This is a genomic window from Clostridium sp. TW13, from assembly GCF_024345225.1.
In the GTDB taxonomy this organism is placed as follows: Bacteria; Bacillota; Clostridia; order Clostridiales; family Clostridiaceae; genus Inconstantimicrobium; species Inconstantimicrobium mannanitabidum.
This window is the reverse complement of record NZ_BROD01000001.1, coordinates 3387109-3407572: the sequence shown is the minus strand read 5'-3', so window position 1 is coordinate 3407572 and position 20464 is coordinate 3387109. Positions and strand designations below refer to the sequence as shown.

The window sequence follows — 20464 nt, the reverse complement described above, 5'->3', positions numbered from 1 at the left end:
CTGAAAATAAATAACAAGTCCCAATATGTGACGGATATTTTTTGAAGATGCCATAGGAGGTTGTAGCTATGAGTAAAAATTCTAAACATTCATCTGTAAGTTTGGCAACTAAAAAGAATAAGCAAGGTAGAAGTCAAAGTTCTACGAATGTTGAGGCATTTGAGCAACAAAAACCTAAATTGTCAGATGGACCTAATAAGTTAGAACAAGATTAGCTTGAAATATAATTAATTTTCTAACTATTTTGTACTTGAAAACTTTTTGAGAAATTACCAACAAATCAATGAACCACTTGTATAACGTAATAATGCCTAATAAAAGTAATGTACTTTTATTAGGCATTTATTGCTGTGAATTTTAGAACGCTCCAGAGTCACTTCCTCCACCACCAGAGAAGCCACCACCGTCGGAAAATCCTCCAAATCCTCCACCATCTCCACCATCTCCACCAGTAAAGCTACTAGAAGAATTATTGTGGGTATTATAAAATTTATCTACATTATCATTAATACTATCAAATAATATTAAATTTGTGAGATAGTAAGATGAAAAAGCATCATTATTATAGTAATCATAGTAACCATTACTATTTGGATTACTAGTATATCTATTAGATTTCTTATATACGTTGGAGATATCTTTTGATAACTTCTCTAATATAGAATTATCTATACCTAAGGCAGTACCATAAATCATTGCATCTCCTAAATAAGAATCATCAAAATTGGAAGATATGTTCTTGCTTGTGTGTAATATATATTTTTTATATGCTATCCACTTTAAAAGTTCATCATATCCAGTGTTTGAGAGTACTTGTCTATTTCTAATTTCTACAAAGAAGCGAAGTCTATGAGCATCTAATCTTACATCATTTATAAAACCAACATACTTATTTCTAAAGGTTTCAGCATTACGATAGTTAGAAATGGAGTCTTTAACTGATCGTAAAGAAAATTTTCCGTTCTCCTCATAATTTGAAAACCAATTAATAAGAGTTGTTAGATGAATCAATTGTGGAGTTTTATTCGTAGTTCTAATAAAAAATAAATCCTTATGTTTACCAATTTGAACTTCCTCAACAGAATAAAATCCTTTCTTACTAAGATAAAATAAGGTAGATACTATAGCAATTTCTTTAATTTTAGTACTAGTAGTGGTAGCAGTTTTATTACATTCGTACAATAAATTAACCAAAGCTGGTGACATGTCTGAAGGCGGTGAAATTAGGATTTTTTCATCAAAAAATTTATAGGTAGATCTATATTGTTCAAGTTCTTTTCTGAACTTTTTATTATTAATTTTTTTCATTACAAATCCAAAAATAGCAGCAAATAAAACAAATCCTACTACTACAAATAGAAAGTGGCCAAAATTCCCGTTAGGGTCATGTGAAGTTTCGTTAATATTATTTTGATAGTCTCTTAAATCCTCAGGTTCTGTATAAGTAGAAGTTGGCAAATTTAAAAACTCTGGTTGAAAGTTAATTTTTACACCTAAAAGTGATGAAAGATTAGTTCCTTTAATTTGTATTCTATCTGGACCATAATTGGTGTTAAAATCTCCATCTACATAAAGCCAGTATTTAAATTTATCTTTAATGAATTGAGTATCTTTTAATGAAACATTCAGTTCAACATCTTTTACATTTTTATTGTTTGTTACATTATAAAAACTCCAATATAGCTCGCCAAAACCATCATATTTTACAGCAGCTGCTTTTACAGTATAATTTACAATAAAAGTTTTTTCTTCATTTGAACTTTTAGAGAAAATCTTTATATTTGTGTTTTCATTAGAGTCATTTAGTTCATAAGTATTATTCTGTTCATTGTTATATAAGTTTAATGGAATCATTCCATTCTTATCTTTAACAGATACTTTTGAAACATTAATAGAAGAAGTTCCCCTTTTGTATAAATTGATATATACTCCGTTAAAATTTCCGCTAAAGTTGTAAGTTAATTCTTCTTGAACTAATAAATCCCCAGAAGAATCTATACTTGCATTAATTAAAAGCTTTGAGATTGTGAAGTTTTTTTCTGAGGCATTAACAGTAAGTGGGGTAATTAAAATAAAAAAAGTTAAAAATAGAGAAAGTATTTTTTTCATAGAATCTCTCCTTAAAATATTTCTATAATATAGTTAATTATATCATGAGTACAGTGAATTTTTTCGTGAAATCATATTAATCTTTCTATAGTATTTATAGAATGTAGTTATAACTATAAAATGAATGATTTTGTAGTTAAATTCTATTGCGTTAAATTTATGGCTGAATTACAATATAGTAGTAAATTGGCTATAGAATTCATAAAGAGAGGAGAATAAATGTTGAAAAAGCAATTAAAGACTTTAAATGTAATGAAAGCTCTTTTAATTTTACTATTATCAGTTTTAATAATGGTACCTAGCAATGTTTTTGCAAGTACTACTTCAAAAGCAAAAGTATCGATAAGTAACATAGCTGATATTAGTAAGAATGTAAGAATGGGGGACAAGTATGCTTTGCCCAATACAGTAACAGCAACTATGAGCAATAAAACTACTAAACAAGTACCGGTGAAATGGAATGCTAAAGTTGTTAATACAAATAAGGCAGGCAAGTATTCTTTTGTAGGAACTGTACAAGGATATAATAAGAAGGTTACATTAACTTTAAATGTACAAAAGTATATAAAGTCTGTTGGTGATATTAACGCAACTGTAATTGTTGGTGATAGTTATAGATTACCAAGTGCAGTAACAGCAATTATGAATGATAATTCAAAACAACAAGTATCAATAATATGGAACAAAAGCATTGATACCAATAAGGTAGGCAAGTGTAATTTCACAGGCAATGTGCAAGGATATAGCAAAAAAATCAATGCAATGATAACAGTAAAAGATATTGTAATAACATTTAAAGATGAAAACTTAAAAAAGCTAGTACTAGATGAAGTAAGAAAGAGCTGTGATCAAACTATAATACATCGAAGTGATGTCTTAAAGGTAACTAAGTTATCATTTCAGAATGAAGAAATTAATAATATAACTGGTCTTGAGCATTTTGTTAATTTGGAAAGTCTTGATTTATCAGAGAATAAAATAAGTGACATAAGTGCATTGAAGGGATTAACTAAATTACAAAGGCTCTTATTACAAGATAATAAAATTAAAGATATAAGTGCGCTTAAAAATATGGTAAAGTTAGAAACCCTTGATTTGAATGGTAGCCAAGTAAAGGATATAAGTCCAATAAAGGATTTGATTCAAATGAAAGATCTTAATGCATATGGTAATCAAATAAGGGATATAAGTTCATTAAAGGGATTAACTAATTTAAAAAGGTTTATATTAGGTTCAAATCCAATAAGTGATATAAGCGTAGTGAGGAATTTTACAAAGTTACAAGAACTTAATATAAATGCTGCTGAGATAAAGGACATAAGTGTATTAAAAGGGTTAAAGAATCTAGTAGGGATTAATATATGTCATAATCAAATAAAAGATATAAGCCCATTAAAGGATTTGAAAAATTTAGAGTGGATAGATTTTGATAATAACCAGATAGCTAATATAGATGCACTAAGAGGTTTAACTAAGTTAAATGATATTTCTTTCGATTCTAATCGTATATGCAATATAGATGCATTAAAAGGGTTAACTAAATTAAAAGATCTTTGCCTAAGTAATAATCAAATAATTAATATAAATGTACTAGGAAATCTAAAAAGTTTAACAAGCTTGGAGTTAAATTATAACAAAATTAAAGATATAAACATTTTGAAGAAGATGACTAATCTCAGAGGTATTGCAATAAAGGGTAATCAGGTTAGCTATGAGGATAAGATAGCATTAGTACATGCATTACCTAAATGTATTATGAGTATCTAAAAATACTCAATTAAAAGAATAAAAATCAGAACCTACAAGAATTCAGTTCTTGTAGGTTTTGATTTTTTATTTTGTTAATATTAAGTTAGAGTCTGTTTTTATTATAATTTTTAAGTTATTATCTTTTATTATCTTATCAGTGTTGGCATTTTTGGGAACTATTAAGATAGATTTATTTGTATCGTTAATAAATGCTTTAACGCCACCATTTACAGGTTTTAAGTTTCTGTATAATTCTGCAGCTAAAAACTGACTTTGATCCCAGAATTCAGAACCACCGTATGTACCGCACAAAGTATACGCATTTACACCATTGTATTCAGGGAAAGATTTAAGCTTTTTAATAGTATTCTGAGCACTATATGATATGTAAGCATCTAGACCATTGTATTCAGGTAAATCACTAAGCTGTTTTATGGGACTTTGACTTCCGTCTACATGAGGAGATCTAATTCCTAGATAAATGACTCTTTCATTTAATCCTAAACTTAGCAATAAACTAAATAATAGCACAAATTGAACAATATTATTTTTATTCAAATCTGTTATTATTTTTTTTGAGAAAGCACCAATGCATATAGCTAAAGCTGGGTATATGGGTATTATATACCATGAAAGTTTTGTTTTAGCTATAGAAAAGGCTACAAATGGGACTAGAATCCATAATAACATAGTTAATGTATAGCCAGATATTTTTTTCTTATTATTTTTATTAGAGAGAGTTAAATATCCTATAAAAACTCCAAATAATATAATAAGCCAATAAGAATAATAATTTTCAATAACATCAAAATAGTATAATACAGTACCAGTGTGGCCTTCTAAAGGAGTAGCAGATCGAGCGAATAAGTCATACTGTATCATTTCTGTAAAAAACTTAGTGCCGTCTTTGGCATATCTAAATATGGCCCAAAGACCAATAGGTAAAATAGATGATGCTATGAAAAGTAACCACTGCTTAAGTTTTAATTTAAATATATATTTACTGAATAATAGATATAATCCACCTATGGCTACTATAGCAAACGCATGCCAGCTTTTTGCTAAAAAAGCTAGGGAAAAAGATAGGCCGGATAAATAGATCCAATTAATGTTATCTTCGATTTTAGCCATAGATATCATTGCAATTGTAAATAATAAAATATAGACACTATCAGCATCGCCAGTTCTAGCACAATGGGAAAGTAAATATTGTGATGTGGTAGCTAAAACTGCTGTTGAAATAATACACGCAATTTTACCATGTTTTTTCTTCACAAATAAAGCAACAAGTATAATTGTTAGTAGTGCTGATACTGCTGAGTATAGTCTAAGCCCAAGAGGAGAAAATCCTACAAGCTTATAGCCAAGCATTATAAGCCAATAACTTAGAGATGGTTTTAAATTATAGTAATCAGTTTTATAATTATATGTATTAACTATATAGTTTTTATTGTGCAACATTTCATATGCATTGACTCCATGTCTTGCTTCATCCCAATCTGCTATTGGATAAGAATTAAGATTTGCAAAGATATTAAAACATGCTAATACTAAAATTCCTAGTAATAATATGAAATAATACTTTTGAAAAAGGTTGGGCATGGTTGTTTTAATATTTCTAATCATGTTTGCTCTCCTTTATTAAAGCGTATTTAAAAAAAATAAAAAGTGTTATGTTTCTACTTAGATTATTGACAAAAATAAGTTCATAATTGATATTGTTATTCTCAAAAGTACTTGCAGTATTTTGAAATTATTAGATGTCTTATGGATTGTATAAAACTCATTAGTCATGAATCTTTATAAGAAATGAACTTTTATGCAACCACATTATTATATCATATATAGTAGATAGTTCTAAATCTATTAAACCAATACCTGTAAAAGTATTTATAGATAATTACTAATTAAAGTATTTATTAGTATCGAATTCATCAAGATTCGTCATACTAATAAAATACTATTGTTTATGTATAATAATATAGATATAATATGTTTAGATATAGACAAAATGGTAAGCAAAGGTGGAATGGTAGATGAAAATAATTAATAGTACGCCTAGAAAAGATGGCTTCAGAATGCCAGGAGAATTCGAACCACATGCTGGTTGCTGGATGGTATGGCCTGAACGTTCTGATAACTGGCGTTATGGTGGAAAGTATGCTCAAAGAGTTTTTGTGGAGGTAGCCACTGCTATATCAAAATTTGAGCCACTTACTATGTGCGTTAGTGGAGCACAATATGATAATGCTAGAAGTATGCTTCCAGATCACATAAGAGTTGTAGAAATTTCAAATAATGATTCATGGGTTAGAGATTCAGGACCAACCTTTGTAAAAAATGATGCAGGTGAAGTTAGAGGAGTAGATTGGAGATTTAATGCATGGGGAGGACTTGTAGATGGTTTATACTTCCCTTGGGATCAAGATGATAAGGTTGCAGGCAAGATTTGTGATATAGAAAGAAAAGATAGATATAGATTAGAAAGTTTTGTACTTGAGGGTGGTTCTATCCACGTAGACGGAGAAGGTACTGCTATGGTGACAGAAGCATGTCTTTTAAGTGCAGGTAGAAATCCATCAATGACAAAACAAGAAATTGAAGAAGTATTAATGGAATATCTTAATGTAGATAAGGTTATATGGCTTGAAAGAGGTATATATCTTGATGAAACTAATGAGCATGTAGATAATGTATGTACATTTGTAAGACCAGGAGTTGTAGTACTAGCATGGACAGATGATGAAACTGATCCACAGTATGAGCTTTCTAAAAGTTGTTATGATATATTAAGCAATACTACGGATGCAAAAGGACGTACTCTTGAGATACACAAAATGTATTTACCATCACCAATATGCATATCAGTAGAAGAAAGCAATGGTGTAGATCAGGTTGTAGGTACTCAACCTAGAATGCCTGGGGACAGACTAGCAGCATCATATGTAAACTACTATGTAGCTAATGGTGGAGTAGTAATGCCTGTATTTGGTGATCCAAACGATGAAAAGGCAGTAGAATTAATGAAGAAGTTATATCAGGATAGAGAAGTTGTGCCAATATATGCAAGAGAAATCTTACTTGGTGGTGGAAACATCCATTGTATCACTCAACAACAACCAGTATAATAGGTTAAGGGTTAAAAATACAATTTGACTTATAAAAATTATGAGCACATTAATAGATTCCTATTATGGCATGTGTTTATATCATGTGATTTTAGATATTTAAATGAGAAATCACAATAAATAATTAAAAAATAGATTATCTTAGGAGGAATTTGCATAATGAGAAAAGTGAAAGTAGCAGCAACTCAGATGTCTTGTTCTTGGGACATAGATGAAAATATAAAAAAAGCAGAAGAAATGGTGAGAGAAGCAGCACAAAAAGGTGCTAACATCATACTTCTTCAAGAATTATTTGAAACACCATACTTTTGCCAAAAAGAAAAATATGAGTATTTAGATTTAGCTAAGAGTGTTGAGGATAATAAAGCAATAAACCATTTTAAAGTTTTAGCTAAGGAACTTAATGTAGTTTTACCAATAAGCTTTTTTGAGAGAGCAGGAAATGTAGCTTTCAATAGTATTGCAATCATAGATGCAGATGGAACAGTTTTAGGTACATATCGTAAGACTCATATTCCAGATGGTCACTGTTATGAAGAAAAGTTTTATTTCTCACCAGGAGATACTGGATTTAAAGTATGGAACACAGCATTTGGCACAATAGGTGTAGGTATATGTTGGGATCAATGGTTCCCAGAATCAGCAAGATGTATGGCATTACTAGGAGCAGAAATTTTATTTTATCCAACAGCTATAGGTTCTGAACCAATTTTAGATATAGATTCACAACCTCATTGGCAAAGGTGTATGCAAGGTCATGCTGCAGCGAATATTATGCCATTAGTAGCATCAAACCGTATAGGAACTGAAACTGATGAAACTTCTATGACCTTCTATGGAACATCTTTTATTGCAGATCAAACAGGAGGAATTGTTACTCAAGCAGATAGAGAAAATCAAACAGTTTTAGTTGCTGAATTTGATTTAGATGATATAAGAGAAATGCGTCGTAGTTGGGGAGTTTACAGAGATAGAAGACCAGAAATGTATGGTCCAATAATGTCTTTAGATTCAAGTAAATAGTTTGATTTCTATAAAACATATTAATATAAAGGGTTATTGCATTAGTAAAAATAAAATGCATAACCCTTTTTTTGTTTAATTTTCATAGATTAAGTTTTTATTAATTCAAAAGTAAGTTTCCTATAGTTTGGAAATACGCTAATCCTAAAAGGATAGAGTTTATTATGGTTTTTGTGAAGATAAATCATTTCTATATTTAGTAGGTGTTACTCCTACTATTTTTTTAAAGTTTCTACTGAAATTAGCTTGGTCACAAAATCCAAGAAGAGTTGAAATTTCTAGAATGCTTTTTTCTGTACTAACTAATAGAGCTTTAGCTCTGTCAATTTTTATTCTCTTGAAATATTCCATTATTGATACGCCAGTGGTTTTCTTAAAGCAGCTAGATAAATATCCAACAGAACTATTTAGAGCTTTCGCAATATCTGCCAAGGTAGGAGAACTCTCGATATTTACATATAGGTAGCCAATAATTTTGTTTATTATAAGGTTATCTGTAACTTCTACAAAATCAAGTAATATATCTATATAAGCAGTGGCAATATCTAGTTCTAGTTTTTGTAATGCGTCTATTGTATTGGCTAATAATATTGCCTTATAAAACTTATTATATATAGTATGTAGATATTGTTTTGTAGCCCCTTTTTTTATTATTCCTCTGGCGAATACAACATTCCACATCAATAGGTCATTTCTTTTTGTAATTATCGGAATATTGTCTTGTAGTTCTTCACAGTGTTTATGTTTTATTAATTTGAGTAGTCCATCTTTGTTTTTTGTTTCAAACAAAAAAGACACATCATTAGAAAAAAAGTAATAATCAGAAACAAATACATCGTACATAAGCAACACCTCATATAAATTTAATACACCTCTAATAAAATTAATACACCTCTAATAAAATTAATACATTAATCGTTTAAATTAAGTAGGAGAAAAAGTTATCATAATATTATTTTACATGAATTATAAACAAAATAAAATAATTATGAACAAAATGCTCAATAAAGTAGTTGCTATAATATGCCTAAGAGTTGCAACCCTTTATAAAAAAGAATAATGATATATCGGAGGTATTGTTATGAATAAATACGCAGTATACCATGTTACAGATGTCCCTTATGCATATGGCAAAGATATAGATACTTTACAAGTAAGATTAAGAGTAGCTAGAAATGATATAAAGAGCTGTAAAGTTCACTATAAAGATAGATATAATTGGACTACAGATTTTGATGTTAAAGAGATGAAAGTTGTAGTTAATACAGAATTATTTGATTTTTATGAAACAGATATATCTGTGGACAGAAATAGATATAGATATTTTTTTGAATTAGAAGATTATGAAGGAAATATAATTTTTTTAGATGATAGAGGCTTCAGAACAGATAATATTAAAATTAAAGAGGCCACAGCATTTCAATATCCCTATATAACAGAAGCCGATTTATATAAAGAAGAAAAATGGCTTCAAGAAGCAGTTGTTTATCAAATATTTGTAGATAGATTTGAGAATGGAGACAAAACTAACGATTTACCGAATACACTTCCTTGGGGGGGAGAAGTAACACCTAAATCTATGTTTGGAGGAGACTTACAAGGAATAATTAATAAATTAGATTATATAGAAGAACTTGGTGTAGATTTAATTTATTTGACACCTATTTTTAAATCTACTTCAAACCACAAATATAACACCATGGATTACTTTCAAATAGATCCTCAATTTGGTACGTTAGATACAGCAAGAGAACTTGTGAAGAGATGTCATGAAAAAAATATTAGAATAGTTTTTGATGCGGTTTTTAATCATTCAGGTAGCGATTTCTTTGCATTTAAAGATGTAATAAAGAATGGAGAAAATTCTAAATATAAGGATTGGTATTTTGTAGATGAGTTCCCTGTGGATACTAACAAGGTGAATTATTATACCTTTGCTAATCACGTTTCTGAAATGCCTAAGTTTAATACAGCAAACCCAGAAGTAAAAGAATACTTATTGAAGGTTGCACAGTATTGGGTTAAGGAAATAGGAATAGATGGTTGGAGATTGGATGTATGCGACGAAGTTGATCATGATTTTTGGAGAGCTTTCAGAAAGGCAGTAAAAGAGTGCAATCCAAAGGCCATAGTTGTAGGAGAAATAATGCATGAAGCAAGTTCTTTCCTAAAAGGAGATCAGTTAGATAGTATAATGAATTATCCGTTTAAAGGAGCAATGACAGACTTTTTTGCAAAAAGAAGTATTAGTGCAGAGAAGTTTGATGATATATTATCTGTAAATAGATGTATTTATATGGATAGTATAACTAGACAAATGTGGAATTTGTTTGACAGTCATGATACTGCTAGATTTTTAACTGAATGTGATAGTAATATTGAAAGAATGGAGCTTGCAATAGCATTTCAATTCACTTATGTTGGAGTTCCATATGTATATTATGGGGATGAGATAGGCCTTGAGGGGGGCCATGATCCTCAATCAAGAAAATGTATGATATGGGATGAAAGTAAACAGAATAAAGACTTCTTTAACCTATATAAGAATTTAATAAAAATAAGAAAAGAAAATCCTGTACTAGTATATGGAGAATATAAAAACTTAGTTTGTAAAGACAATGTGATTATTTTTGAAAGAGTATTAGGAAATGAAAAAATAGTAGTTGCTATAAATAATAATTACGGAAGAAAAACAGTAGAAGTTAATTTACAAGGAGAATATAAAGATCTACTTGCAGAAAATAATCATTGTTATGATAATTGTATAGATTTAGAGCCTATGCAATTTAAAATATTAAAAAAGTAGATAATAAATTTTAAGAAATCTCAAAAATAAAATTTGAGGTTTCTTTTTTATAACAAAAAATTAATATCAGTGAATAAAACAAAGAACTATCACTTGGTTTAATGGTTAATTTAATAAAACTCTTGCTGTATCAAAAAAAATTGTTAAGAAATGTAGTTGGTGCACGATATTAAAAAATGTATTAGTATTATTTACAAAAGGGGGAAATAATATGTTTATTATTTTTGGTGTTTTAGCAACAATCTTGGTTATAGTTGAAGAGTACCTATTATCAGCTTATGCTAATTTTTCTGTATTAGGGTTTACTTTTTTTGGTGTTCTACCAGTTGGAGCAATAATAATAGGTATGTTTTTGGGATGGATGTTGTCAGTTGGAATTAAAAAAAGCAGAAAGCGATTCAAAAAATCTTATTGTTTGGTTGCTGCCTTAATAGGTCTTATTACTTTCTTTGGAATAAGTTATATGGAATATGAAACTACATACATTAGTAATAATACCAATGAACTTAATCGAAAATTTGAAGGAATGCCATTAAGAGATCTTGTTTACCAAGAGAATGGCAAGATAGAGCATTATACTTATTTTACTTATGTAAAAGATTCTTTGGATAATGCCCAATCTACAATAACTCTTAAAGGAGGACATAAATTTGATGTTGATACAAGAGGAACTATTAATTATATAGAGTTCTTTGCTGAATTGATTCTTATAATGATAGCAGCAGCCATTTGTGTAAAAACATCTTTATCCAACAATAAATTCTGTGAGACTTGCAATGTCTATTATAAGACAAAGAAGTTATTTTTCTTTCTTGCTTCAAATTACGATGAAGAAATGGATGCTTTAGATGATGCCTTAAAGAATCCACAAAGGTTAAAAGAACTTGTTGCTAAGAAAAGAAAGAAGAATGGTAGAGAAACCTTTTTTAATGTAGAACTTACTTATTGTCCAGAATGCAAAAAGGGCCAAATTTTAGTTAAACAATATTCTGTTAAAGGAAACAGTGCTGATGAAGTTGTTGCTAATAGAAAGACTATAGAACTAGATAATGGTATTGTTGATATATTAATTAATAAGTAAAGTAGATGTAAGTTTAAGCGTAATGTCTAGTAGAATCTATAGATTTTATGATAAAAGAACTATTTTAAGTTAGAAAGGAATTTCTAGGATAAAATAGTTCTTTTTGTGTTATAATGATATAAAAAATATTAGGGGGCAAAATATATGGAGTTAAATTGGAACTTAGATGCGCTATATAAGTCATTTGAGTGTGATGAATTTAAGAATGATCTTAAGAAATTGGATGAAGTCATAAATGATATTAACTTATGGGCAGATTCTACAGTTAAGGATCATGAAAATGAAGTTAATAAATTAGAAGAGTACATCAATAAATTTTCACGTTTTGTTGAGCTTATAGAGAGATTGTATTCTTATGTAAGTCTTAACTTAAGCACAGATACAAAAAATGCTACTGCATTAAAATATTCAGATATTCTAAATCAAAAGAATACTTTAACTGTAGGTGCTTCTACAAAGATTGAAAAGTGGATAAGTGAGATAGCAGATTTAAATGATAAAATTGAAAAATCTGAATTACTTAAAGAACACAAATTTTTACTACAAGAAGTTGTTGAAAAGAGTCAATATTTACTTAGTGAAAAAGAAGAAGCAATTATCTCTAAGATGCAAAATACAGGTTCTAACGCTTGGAGTAAATTAAAGAATAATTTGATATCTACATTAAAGGTGGATATAGAGCAAGATGGAGAAATGAAGCAATTACCTCTTACGGTAGTACTTAACATGGCTTATGATAAGAATGGTGAGGTAAGAAAGAAGGCTTATGAAGCAGAAATAGCAGCATATCCAAAAGTTGAAGAAGGTGTTGCTGCTGCACTTAATGGAATTAAAGGTGAAGTCTTAACAGTTTGTGAATTAAGAGGATATAAATCACCATTAGAAATGACTCTTAAGGGTTCAAGAATGGATGAAGAGTCCCTTGAAGCTATGTTAACAGCAATGAAAGAAAGTTTGCCAGCATTCAGAAAGTATTTAAGAAGAAAGGCTGAAATATTAGGATATAACAATGGGCTTCCATTCTATGAAATGTATGCACCAGTTTGCGAAGCTGATATGAAATTTACCTATGAAGAAGGAACAAAATTCGTAGAAAAGAATTTTAGAACTTTCAGTGATAATCTTGCTGACTTTGCAAAAAAAGCAGTAGAAAATAGCTGGATAGATGTAAAACCTAAGGAAGGTAAAGTTGGAGGAGCATTCTGTTCAAATCTTCATATGATAGGTGAAAGTAGATTCTTATTAAATTATGGAGATGCTTTTAGTGACGTTGTAACTATGGCTCATGAATTAGGTCATGGATTCCACGGAGAATGTTTAAAGAATGAAGCTATACTAAATTCAGATTATCCAATGCCAATAGCAGAAACTGCTTCAACTTTCTGTGAAACTATAATTAAAAAAGCTGCTATAAAAGAAGCAGGCAAAGAAGAAGCACTTGCTATTCTTGAAACTGAAATTTCAGATTGCAATCAAGTAATAGTTGATATATACTCAAGATTCTTATTTGAAAAGTCAATCTTTGAAAAGAGAAGAGAGTCAGCTTTAACTGTAGAAGAAATAAAAGAATGTATGCTAAATGCTCAAAAAGAAGCTTATGGAGATGGGTTAGATCCAAACTTCTTACATCCATATATGTGGACTTGGAAACCTCATTATTATTATGCAAGTTCTAACTTCTACAACTTCCCATATGCTTTTGGACTTTTATTTGCAAAGGGACTTTATGCAGAATATTTGAAGAGAGGCAAAGAGTTCACTAAGGCTTACGAAAACTTACTTTCAATTACAGGAAAGAACAAAATTGCAGATGTAACTAAGGTTATGGGAATAGATATTCATGATGTGAACTTCTGGAGAGGGTCATTGAAGACTGTAGAAGAAGATATTGAAAGATTTATAGAATTGAGCAAGTAAATATATAGAACTAAGTAGGTAATATGTTTTATGAAACTGTATGGGACTATTCCATAAGAATGTTGGTAGAATTATAGTGTATTTTAAAACAATAGGTCGTAATTTGTCACCAACATTTAAGTGGAATACTTCTATACATACTTGTACAAGATAAAACTATAGGATAGTAACTTTCATCAAATTTGAAGGTTACTATCTTTTTTTGGCTAGATGATATAGTTGGTGGAGTAGTAAGAACTTTGAGTTAGGTGGATTTCCATGATATAAATTACTTGATTATATGCAAAATCTAAGAAATGTTGTTTATTAAAGCTAAAGTTATGAAGAAGTAAGAGAGAATATTTAATATAACATATATATAAATCTTGTATGGATTAATAAGTTGCTTTTAAAATTGCTTGAAATAGAATAAAATATAAGAATGGATAAAAAAATTAGAGGTATGAATATGGATAAGGTTACTAGCTTTGCAGACAATTTAATATATGTGCATATAGAAACTACAGGCAGCGATTTAACCCTTAAAGAATGCGATCCTATTAAGTGGGAGAGAATAATCGAAATAGGTGCTGTAAAATTTAAGGGTGAAAAGTATTCAGAGTTTCATGCTTTTGTTAATCCAAGAAAAAAGTTACCAGTAAATATATTGGATTTGTGTGAAGGCATAGATGAAGAAAGACTTAAGAATTCTGAAACAATTAAAGAAGTGTTACCAAGGTTTTTAGAATTCATAGAGGGATTACCTATAGTGCTTCATAATGCAGAAGCAGAAGGAAACTTTTTGAAAACATATGCAGCAGCTTTGGAGCTTAATATAAATAATGAAATATTGAGTTCAAAGGAACTTGCTGTTATTGTAAATCCATCATTAAAAGAATATACTCTAGATTTTTTAATAAAGGAATATGTAGCTAATAACGAGGGTGAAAAACACAGAGCTCTTGAGGATGCAAGGAGCTTAGCTATTGTTGTGCAAAAGATCATTGAGGAGTTATGGCTTGAGTCAAGTTTGGTAATGCCATATGAATTTACTGAAGTGGATGATTGGAATTGGTATAAATATATAGCTCCCAAAGCTGTAACTTTATATGAAAGGCCTTTAATGGAGAGAGATCTAGTGCCAATAATTCCTGTGAACTATGATAAATATGAGGAATTATTTAGAGATGAAAAGCTGTGGCAGAGAACAGGAAAAAGTTACAGTATTAGAGAGCAGCAGATACAAGTTTCTGAAAAAATAAGAGAAGGTTTTGAAGATGGAAAAATTACATTAATTGAAGCACCAACAGGTATAGGGAAAAGTATGGCTTACTTGCTACCAGCAGTGATTTATTCGTATAAGACAGGAAGCAAAATAATAATATCTACAAATACTAAGGGGTTACAAAATCAACTTGTAGAGAAGGATATACCTAATCTGCTTGATATAATATCCCTTCAAAATAATATTAATTTTATGAGTATAAAAGGAAAGTGTAATTATCTTTGCGGTGATAGATTTAAGCTTATGGATAAGCCAGAAAGTTTAAGAGATAGGCTAGGGTATGTATATTTATATAGATATATATTCACCAAAAAGCTTGGGGATGTAGAAGAGATAAATCATTGGGTGAGAACTACATTTAATATAGACAGTTTTTTAGATGAATGTACCTGTGAATCAGAATATTGTGATGTAAAGAGTTGTGATTATAAAGAGCAATGTTATTATGCAAGAGAGGTTGATAAGCTTAAAGAAGCTAACATAATAATTGTTAATCATTCTTTGTTATTAAAATGGCCATATGGTACTGAAGTAGAAATAAAAAACCTCATAGCAGATGAGGCACATAACTTAAAAATGGAAGCTTACGCAGCTTTTCAAAGTGAGGTAATATCTTCAGAAATAGCTAAAACCATAAGAGAAATTTATTCTAAAGAAAGTAAGAGTGGATATTTGTTATATTTAGCTAAGAAATATAGAGACATTGTAGATGAAAAGAATGTATCAGTATATTCTAGAAATCTTAACAAGGCAGTAGATATGGTTACTGAATCTTTTAGAGATTTTATTAAATTGAAGAGAAAAGATAAAAAGGATGAAGAGGAAATCTATGATATCAATGAAAGTATAAACTTACAAGATAATAGATTTAATATCGTGAAGAAAGCACTTCAAGAATTTTTGCAGCATTTAACTTTATTTAGTATAGAAGTAAATAGGGCAATAGAAAAGTTACAATGCAATGAGGCCTTGAAGGAGGATAAAAGACTGAAAATCTTGCTTGAAAAAGCAAAGAATTTAGAAGTTATAAAAGAAACTATTGATAGCAGTATAAAGCAGGAACGAGAAAATTACTGCTATAGTTATAGTGTACATAAAGGATTTAGATGGTGGGCGATAAAATATATTCCTTTAGATGTACAGGATGAATTTTATGCAAAGGTAGTTGAACCTTTAGAAAGTGGATTGTTTATTTCAGCTACTTTAACTTCTGGAGGCAATTATGAAGATTTTAAGAGGACTTTAGGTTTCACCAAGTGTATAGAAAATAAGAAAAGTCTTGTTGAGATTCCTAAGATTGAACCTGCATTTAAATATAAACAAAATAGTATTATATATTCACCGAATTTAAAAGCTGATCCTGCCAACATACATGAATTTGCAGAGGAGGCAAGTGTTTTTATTCTCAACATTATAGATAATATAAAAGGCAATGTATTGATGTTATTTACTTCTACAGCAAGGCTTAAGGCTTTTGAGAAGGCAGTAACTCCAGATTTTGAAAAAAAGGGCATAAGAATATTAACAAGGAAAGGTGACTTACAAAAATTAAAGAACAGAGATAAAAAATACTTTTTCCTTGGCTCAAGGGGGTTCTTTGAAGGGGTTGATATTCCAGGAGATGCTATGAATACTGTAATTCTTGACAAGGTTCCAAATATAAATGGTAAAGAGCCGTTATATGAAGCTTTAATAAAAAGAAAACAAAGGGAAGATTTAGATTATTTTAAGTATTACAATATAATAAATTACCCTATAGTAGCTATTGATATAAAGCAGATATATGGTAGGCTTATGAGAACAGAATATGATTATGGCAATTTTATAATATTATCGAAGTTTTATAATATAACCAGCATAAATCGAAATCTGGAGAAAGAACTTTACGGGGTTAGAGTGATACGTGCTGATTCAGATATAATCAAAGATGACATAAATAGAAGATATAGGATGTGGCAGAAGGATAATTATAATAAGATAATTTATGAGGTGGGAAATAGATTGAAACTAGCTAGAACTCCAGAAGAAAGGCAGTTAACTTTAAAACAGGAATATGAAAAAAGAAAACTAATGTACGATAAAAATGTTTAAAAGTTCTATAATGGATATAATTTAGACAGAAGAGTAGGGCATCTTTCAGATGCTTAAAGAATTATTTTAAGGGGTTTGTGTGTAATGATTAAGATAGAATTGCTTAAAAATGTAAGGCTTTATGCTAAAAGAAATAGTGGCATGAAAGCTAAAGCATATTTTGAAGAAGGTCTAGTATCAAAAACTGAATATGGAGTATATAAAGATCATTTTATAGTTAGAGGGGAAGTTATATCACAAGATTTATTTAATTTGTATAACACAGAAATTGATATTAACTTATCAGATAACGCATTCTCTGAATTTAGATGTACTTGCAAGGATTTTGACAGGGAAGTAAATGAATTGGGGAGGTCCTTGTATGCTTGCAAACATGTTGTGGCTACTGCATATAATGCTATAAATATGCTGATTGAAGAGCAAGGCAGGCAAAATATGATTTCTAAGTCACAATTTATATTGGAGAAACTAGAGAGCAAGGCTCATGATAAAGTAAAAATAGACCTAGAGCTCAGCAGGGTTGTAAAATCTTATAATTCCTTTATTGCAGAGTTTAGAATTGGAGAAAAGAAAAAGTACTCCTTAAAAAATGTTTTACAATTTATAGATGCATATAGACATGGAGAAAGATTAGAATTTGGTAAAGAATTTATATTTGATGCTAATAGGCAATACTTTTCAGATAGAGACAAGAAAGTCATAGATTTTATAATTGGCATGTTGGATATAGAAGGCTTCTATATTGATAGAAGATTTAGCAGGAGTTCAGAAATCATAAAAGGAAAATCGGTAAGAATTCCATACAGTAGGATAGGTGAGTTCTTACTTTTATATTGTAATGAGAAAATTAATTTTGAATACAATAATTTGATACATAATAGAATTGAAATTGTTCAAGAAGACTTACCTTTAGCTTTTTCTGTGGTAGACATGGGAGAAGATATAGAAGTTCTACCTGAGAAATCAATGCCAGTAGAACTTTCAAATTATGGTCAATTGTATTTATATGATTATAAGTTATATATACCAAAAGAAAATAAAATTGAGCAGTATAAGTTAATAAATGAAGCTTTTGCAAAAGATAAAAGTTTATTGTTTAAAGCTTCATCTTTGGAAACAGTTGTGACAAAACTTGTGCCAATATTAAAGCAGGTTACAGATGAAGTTGCAATTGATTCAGTGATCCAAGAAAGAATTATTAGTGAGAAATTAAAGGCTAAATTTTATCTTGACAGAGACAGAGGTATAATTCTTAAAGCTAAGTTTTTTTATAACAATTATGAAGTTGGTACAGAAGAATTTACAGCTAACAATATGTTGATTTTAAGAGATTTAGAAAAAGAAGCTTATATAAATTCGGAAATTTATGATTTGGGATTTGTAAAGGATGATAACAAGTTTTTCCTTAGAGGAGAAGGTGAGTTTGAATTTTTATCAAAAGGAATTGATAAGTTACTTAAATTAGGCGAAGTATTTTATTCTGATAGATTTAGAAATCACAAAATACACAAAATGGACTCCATTAAGGCTAATATTCAAAAGACTGAAAGAGGCTATTTAGATTTTACCTTTAGTATTGCAGATATTAGTGAAGCTGAAATTAAGAACATATTGAGGGCGTTTAAGGATAATAGAAAATATTATAAGTTAAAAAATGAAGATTTCATTGATCTAGCAGATAAAGAAGTGGCAGAGTTCTTAACGTTAATTGAAAATTTATCAATGTCATCTAAGATTAGTAACAGTACTATTGAGGTTCCTAATAACAAGGCCTTTTATCTTGAAAGTTATATAGATGATAATGAGATGGATTTTATTGATGGTAGGCAGGATGTAAAAGAGATAACTAGCAAGGTTAAGGATTTGCATCAGATGGATTTTCGTGTTCCACAAAATCTTAATGCAGAGCTTAGAGAATATCAGGTTACAGGTTTTAAATGGTTTAAAACCTTAGCTTATTTAGGATTTGGTGGGATTCTTGGAGATGAGATGGGACTTGGTAAGACAGTGCAGACAATAGCGTTTATTTTGTCTGAAGGTTTTAAGAACAGCCTGATAGTTGTTCCTACATCATTAATTTATAACTGGAAAAATGAGTTTGAAAAATTTGCGCCTAGCTTGAAGGTAGGAATAGTTGCAGCTAATAAAGAAGAAAGAGAAGAAACTTTAAATAATAAAGACAAGTATGAGGTAATAATAACAACCTATAATTTACTTAGAAGAGATATTGACATTTATAAAGAATTAAACTTTGATTTGATGATAATAGATGAAGCACAAAATATTAAAAATCCGGGTTCGCAGGCAGCAAAGGCAGCAAAACTTATAGATGCAAAACTTAAGTTTGCATTAACTGGAACTCCTATAGAAAATTCTTTAGTAGAACTATGGTCAATTTTTGATTTCATTATGCCAGGATATCTGTATTCAAAAGGTGTATTTACTGAAACTTTTGAAAAAAAATCTCATGATGAAAATTCATTAAAAGAACTTAATAGGCACATAAAGCCATTTATATTAAGAAGATACAAAAAGGATGTAATTTTAGAGTTACCTGATAAGATAGAAACAAAATTGGTTGTAGAAATGACTGAAAAGCAAAAGAGAGTCTATTCTGCATATGTTAAGGACGTTAAAGAAAAGATAGAGGAGAATATTTCAGAAAAGAGTTTAGAAAAGAACAAAATAGAGATTTTTTCTTATTTAACGAAGTTGCGAGAATTATGCTTAGATCCATCAGTAGTAGTAGATGGCTACAAAGGTGGAAGTGGTAAAATAGATGCACTTGCAGATTTGCTGGATACTAACTTAAATGAAGGGCATAGGATACTTGTATTTTCACAGTTTACAAGAGTATTAAAGAATATATCTAAGACTTTAGAGAAGAATAAAATAAGTTATTGCTATTTAGATGGAAGTATAAAATCAGAGAAAAGAATGGAGTTGGTAAATGAATTTAATGAAGGAAAGTACTCTGTATTTTTAATATCATTAAAGGCAGGGGGGACTGGATTAAACTTAACTTCTGCGGATATGGTTATTCACTTTGACCCATGGTGGAATCCAGCAGTAGAGGATCAAGCTACAGATAGAGCTCATAGATATGGACAAAAGAATGTAGTTGAAGTAATAAAAATGGTAGCTAAAGGGTCAATAGAGGAGAAAATATTAAAGTTACAGGAAGATAAAAAAGAACTTATAACAAAAGTATTAGGAGATGAGCTAGAAGCAGCAGATTCATTCTTGAAACTTTCTCAGGAAGATATTGTTAAATTATTTGAAATAAACTTATAGCC

General features: G+C 29.6%; 12 protein-coding genes. 9 read left to right on the top strand and 3 right to left on the bottom strand.

Annotation, left to right across the window (positions count from 1 at the left end):
* Positions 1-68 precede the first annotated feature (68 nt).
* Positions 69-215: a hypothetical protein gene (locus tag OCU47_RS15745; protein WP_261829562.1), complete on the top strand. Its 147-nt coding sequence runs from the start codon at positions 69-71 to the stop codon at positions 213-215.
* Positions 216-357: 142 nt separating this feature from the next.
* Here the strand turns inward: OCU47_RS15745 and OCU47_RS15740 are convergent, their stop codons facing one another.
* Positions 358-2109: a DUF2207 domain-containing protein gene (locus OCU47_RS15740; RefSeq protein ID WP_261829561.1), complete on the bottom strand. Its 1752-nt coding sequence runs from the start codon at positions 2107-2109 to the stop codon at positions 358-360.
* A 219-nt stretch (positions 2110-2328) separates the two neighbouring features.
* Between OCU47_RS15740 and OCU47_RS15735 the strand changes: the two genes are divergently transcribed.
* Positions 2329-3876: a leucine-rich repeat domain-containing protein gene (locus tag OCU47_RS15735; protein WP_261829560.1), complete on the top strand. Its 1548-nt coding sequence runs from the start codon at positions 2329-2331 to the stop codon at positions 3874-3876.
* 66 nt (positions 3877-3942) lie between these two features.
* On the opposite strand, the gene OCU47_RS15730 is transcribed toward OCU47_RS15735, so the two are convergent.
* Positions 3943-5484, bottom strand: a complete 1542-nt coding sequence (locus OCU47_RS15730) for an ArnT family glycosyltransferase (RefSeq protein ID WP_261829559.1) — start codon at positions 5482-5484, stop codon at positions 3943-3945.
* Positions 5485-5894: 410 nt separating this feature from the next.
* Here OCU47_RS15730 and aguA point away from each other — a divergent pair, with 410 nt between their 5' ends.
* The gene (gene aguA, locus OCU47_RS15725) at positions 5895-6986 is read left to right on the top strand and encodes an agmatine deiminase (RefSeq protein WP_261829558.1); all 1092 of its coding nucleotides are present in this window, start codon (positions 5895-5897) and stop codon (positions 6984-6986) included.
* A gap of 159 nt (positions 6987-7145) precedes the next feature.
* On the top strand, positions 7146-8009 hold the full coding sequence (gene aguB, locus OCU47_RS15720; protein ID WP_261829557.1) for an N-carbamoylputrescine amidase: 864 nt from the start codon (positions 7146-7148) through the stop codon (positions 8007-8009).
* 162 nt (positions 8010-8171) lie between these two features.
* Here aguB and OCU47_RS15715 read toward each other — a convergent pair whose 3' ends face one another.
* Positions 8172-8852, bottom strand: coding sequence for a helix-turn-helix domain-containing protein (locus tag OCU47_RS15715; RefSeq protein WP_261829556.1), 681 nt, complete (start codon positions 8850-8852; stop codon positions 8172-8174).
* A gap of 238 nt (positions 8853-9090) precedes the next feature.
* On the opposite strand from OCU47_RS15715, the gene OCU47_RS15710 reads away from it, so the two are divergent.
* The 5 genes from OCU47_RS15710 (at position 9091) to OCU47_RS15690 (ending at position 20462) form a co-directional block, all read left to right on the top strand.
* The gene (locus tag OCU47_RS15710) at positions 9091-10815 is read left to right on the top strand and encodes a glycoside hydrolase family 13 protein (RefSeq protein ID WP_261829555.1); all 1725 of its coding nucleotides are present in this window, start codon (positions 9091-9093) and stop codon (positions 10813-10815) included.
* 211 nt (positions 10816-11026) lie between these two features.
* Entirely contained in the window at positions 11027-11896 is an 870-nt protein-coding gene (locus tag OCU47_RS15705; RefSeq protein ID WP_261829554.1) for a hypothetical protein, read from the top strand.
* A 144-nt stretch (positions 11897-12040) separates the two neighbouring features.
* Positions 12041-13813, top strand: coding sequence for a M3 family oligoendopeptidase (locus OCU47_RS15700; RefSeq protein ID WP_261829553.1), 1773 nt, complete (start codon positions 12041-12043; stop codon positions 13811-13813).
* A gap of 448 nt (positions 13814-14261) precedes the next feature.
* Complete coding sequence (locus OCU47_RS15695; protein WP_261829552.1) at positions 14262-17168, top strand: helicase C-terminal domain-containing protein; 2907 nt, start codon at positions 14262-14264, stop codon at positions 17166-17168.
* Between the two features lie 84 nt (positions 17169-17252).
* Entirely contained in the window at positions 17253-20462 is a 3210-nt protein-coding gene (locus tag OCU47_RS15690; RefSeq protein WP_261829551.1) for a DEAD/DEAH box helicase, read from the top strand.
* Positions 20463-20464: the final 2 nt, after the last annotated feature.

What these genes read in the sequence shown, in the direction of transcription:
- aguB (WP_261829557.1), top strand. Translation starts at nt 7,146, where the DNA reads ATGAGAAAAGTGAAAGTAGCAGCAACTCAGATGTCTTGTTCTTGGGAC.
- OCU47_RS15690 (WP_261829551.1), top strand. Translation starts at nt 17,253, where the DNA reads ATGATTAAGATAGAATTGCTTAAAAATGTAAGGCTTTATGCTAAAAGA.
- OCU47_RS15700 (WP_261829553.1), top strand. Translation starts at nt 12,041, where the DNA reads ATGGAGTTAAATTGGAACTTAGATGCGCTATATAAGTCATTTGAGTGT.
- OCU47_RS15745 (WP_261829562.1), top strand. Translation starts at nt 69, where the DNA reads ATGAGTAAAAATTCTAAACATTCATCTGTAAGTTTGGCAACTAAAAAG.
- OCU47_RS15710 (WP_261829555.1), top strand. Translation starts at nt 9,091, where the DNA reads ATGAATAAATACGCAGTATACCATGTTACAGATGTCCCTTATGCATAT.
- OCU47_RS15735 (WP_261829560.1), top strand. Translation starts at nt 2,329, where the DNA reads ATGTTGAAAAAGCAATTAAAGACTTTAAATGTAATGAAAGCTCTTTTA.
- OCU47_RS15730 (WP_261829559.1), bottom strand. Translation starts at nt 5,484, where the DNA reads ATGATTAGAAATATTAAAACAACCATGCCCAACCTTTTTCAAAAGTAT.
- aguA (WP_261829558.1), top strand. Translation starts at nt 5,895, where the DNA reads ATGAAAATAATTAATAGTACGCCTAGAAAAGATGGCTTCAGAATGCCA.
- OCU47_RS15740 (WP_261829561.1), bottom strand. Translation starts at nt 2,109, where the DNA reads ATGAAAAAAATACTTTCTCTATTTTTAACTTTTTTTATTTTAATTACC.
- OCU47_RS15715 (WP_261829556.1), bottom strand. Translation starts at nt 8,852, where the DNA reads ATGTACGATGTATTTGTTTCTGATTATTACTTTTTTTCTAATGATGTG.
- OCU47_RS15695 (WP_261829552.1), top strand. Translation starts at nt 14,262, where the DNA reads ATGGATAAGGTTACTAGCTTTGCAGACAATTTAATATATGTGCATATA.
- OCU47_RS15705 (WP_261829554.1), top strand. Translation starts at nt 11,027, where the DNA reads ATGTTTATTATTTTTGGTGTTTTAGCAACAATCTTGGTTATAGTTGAA.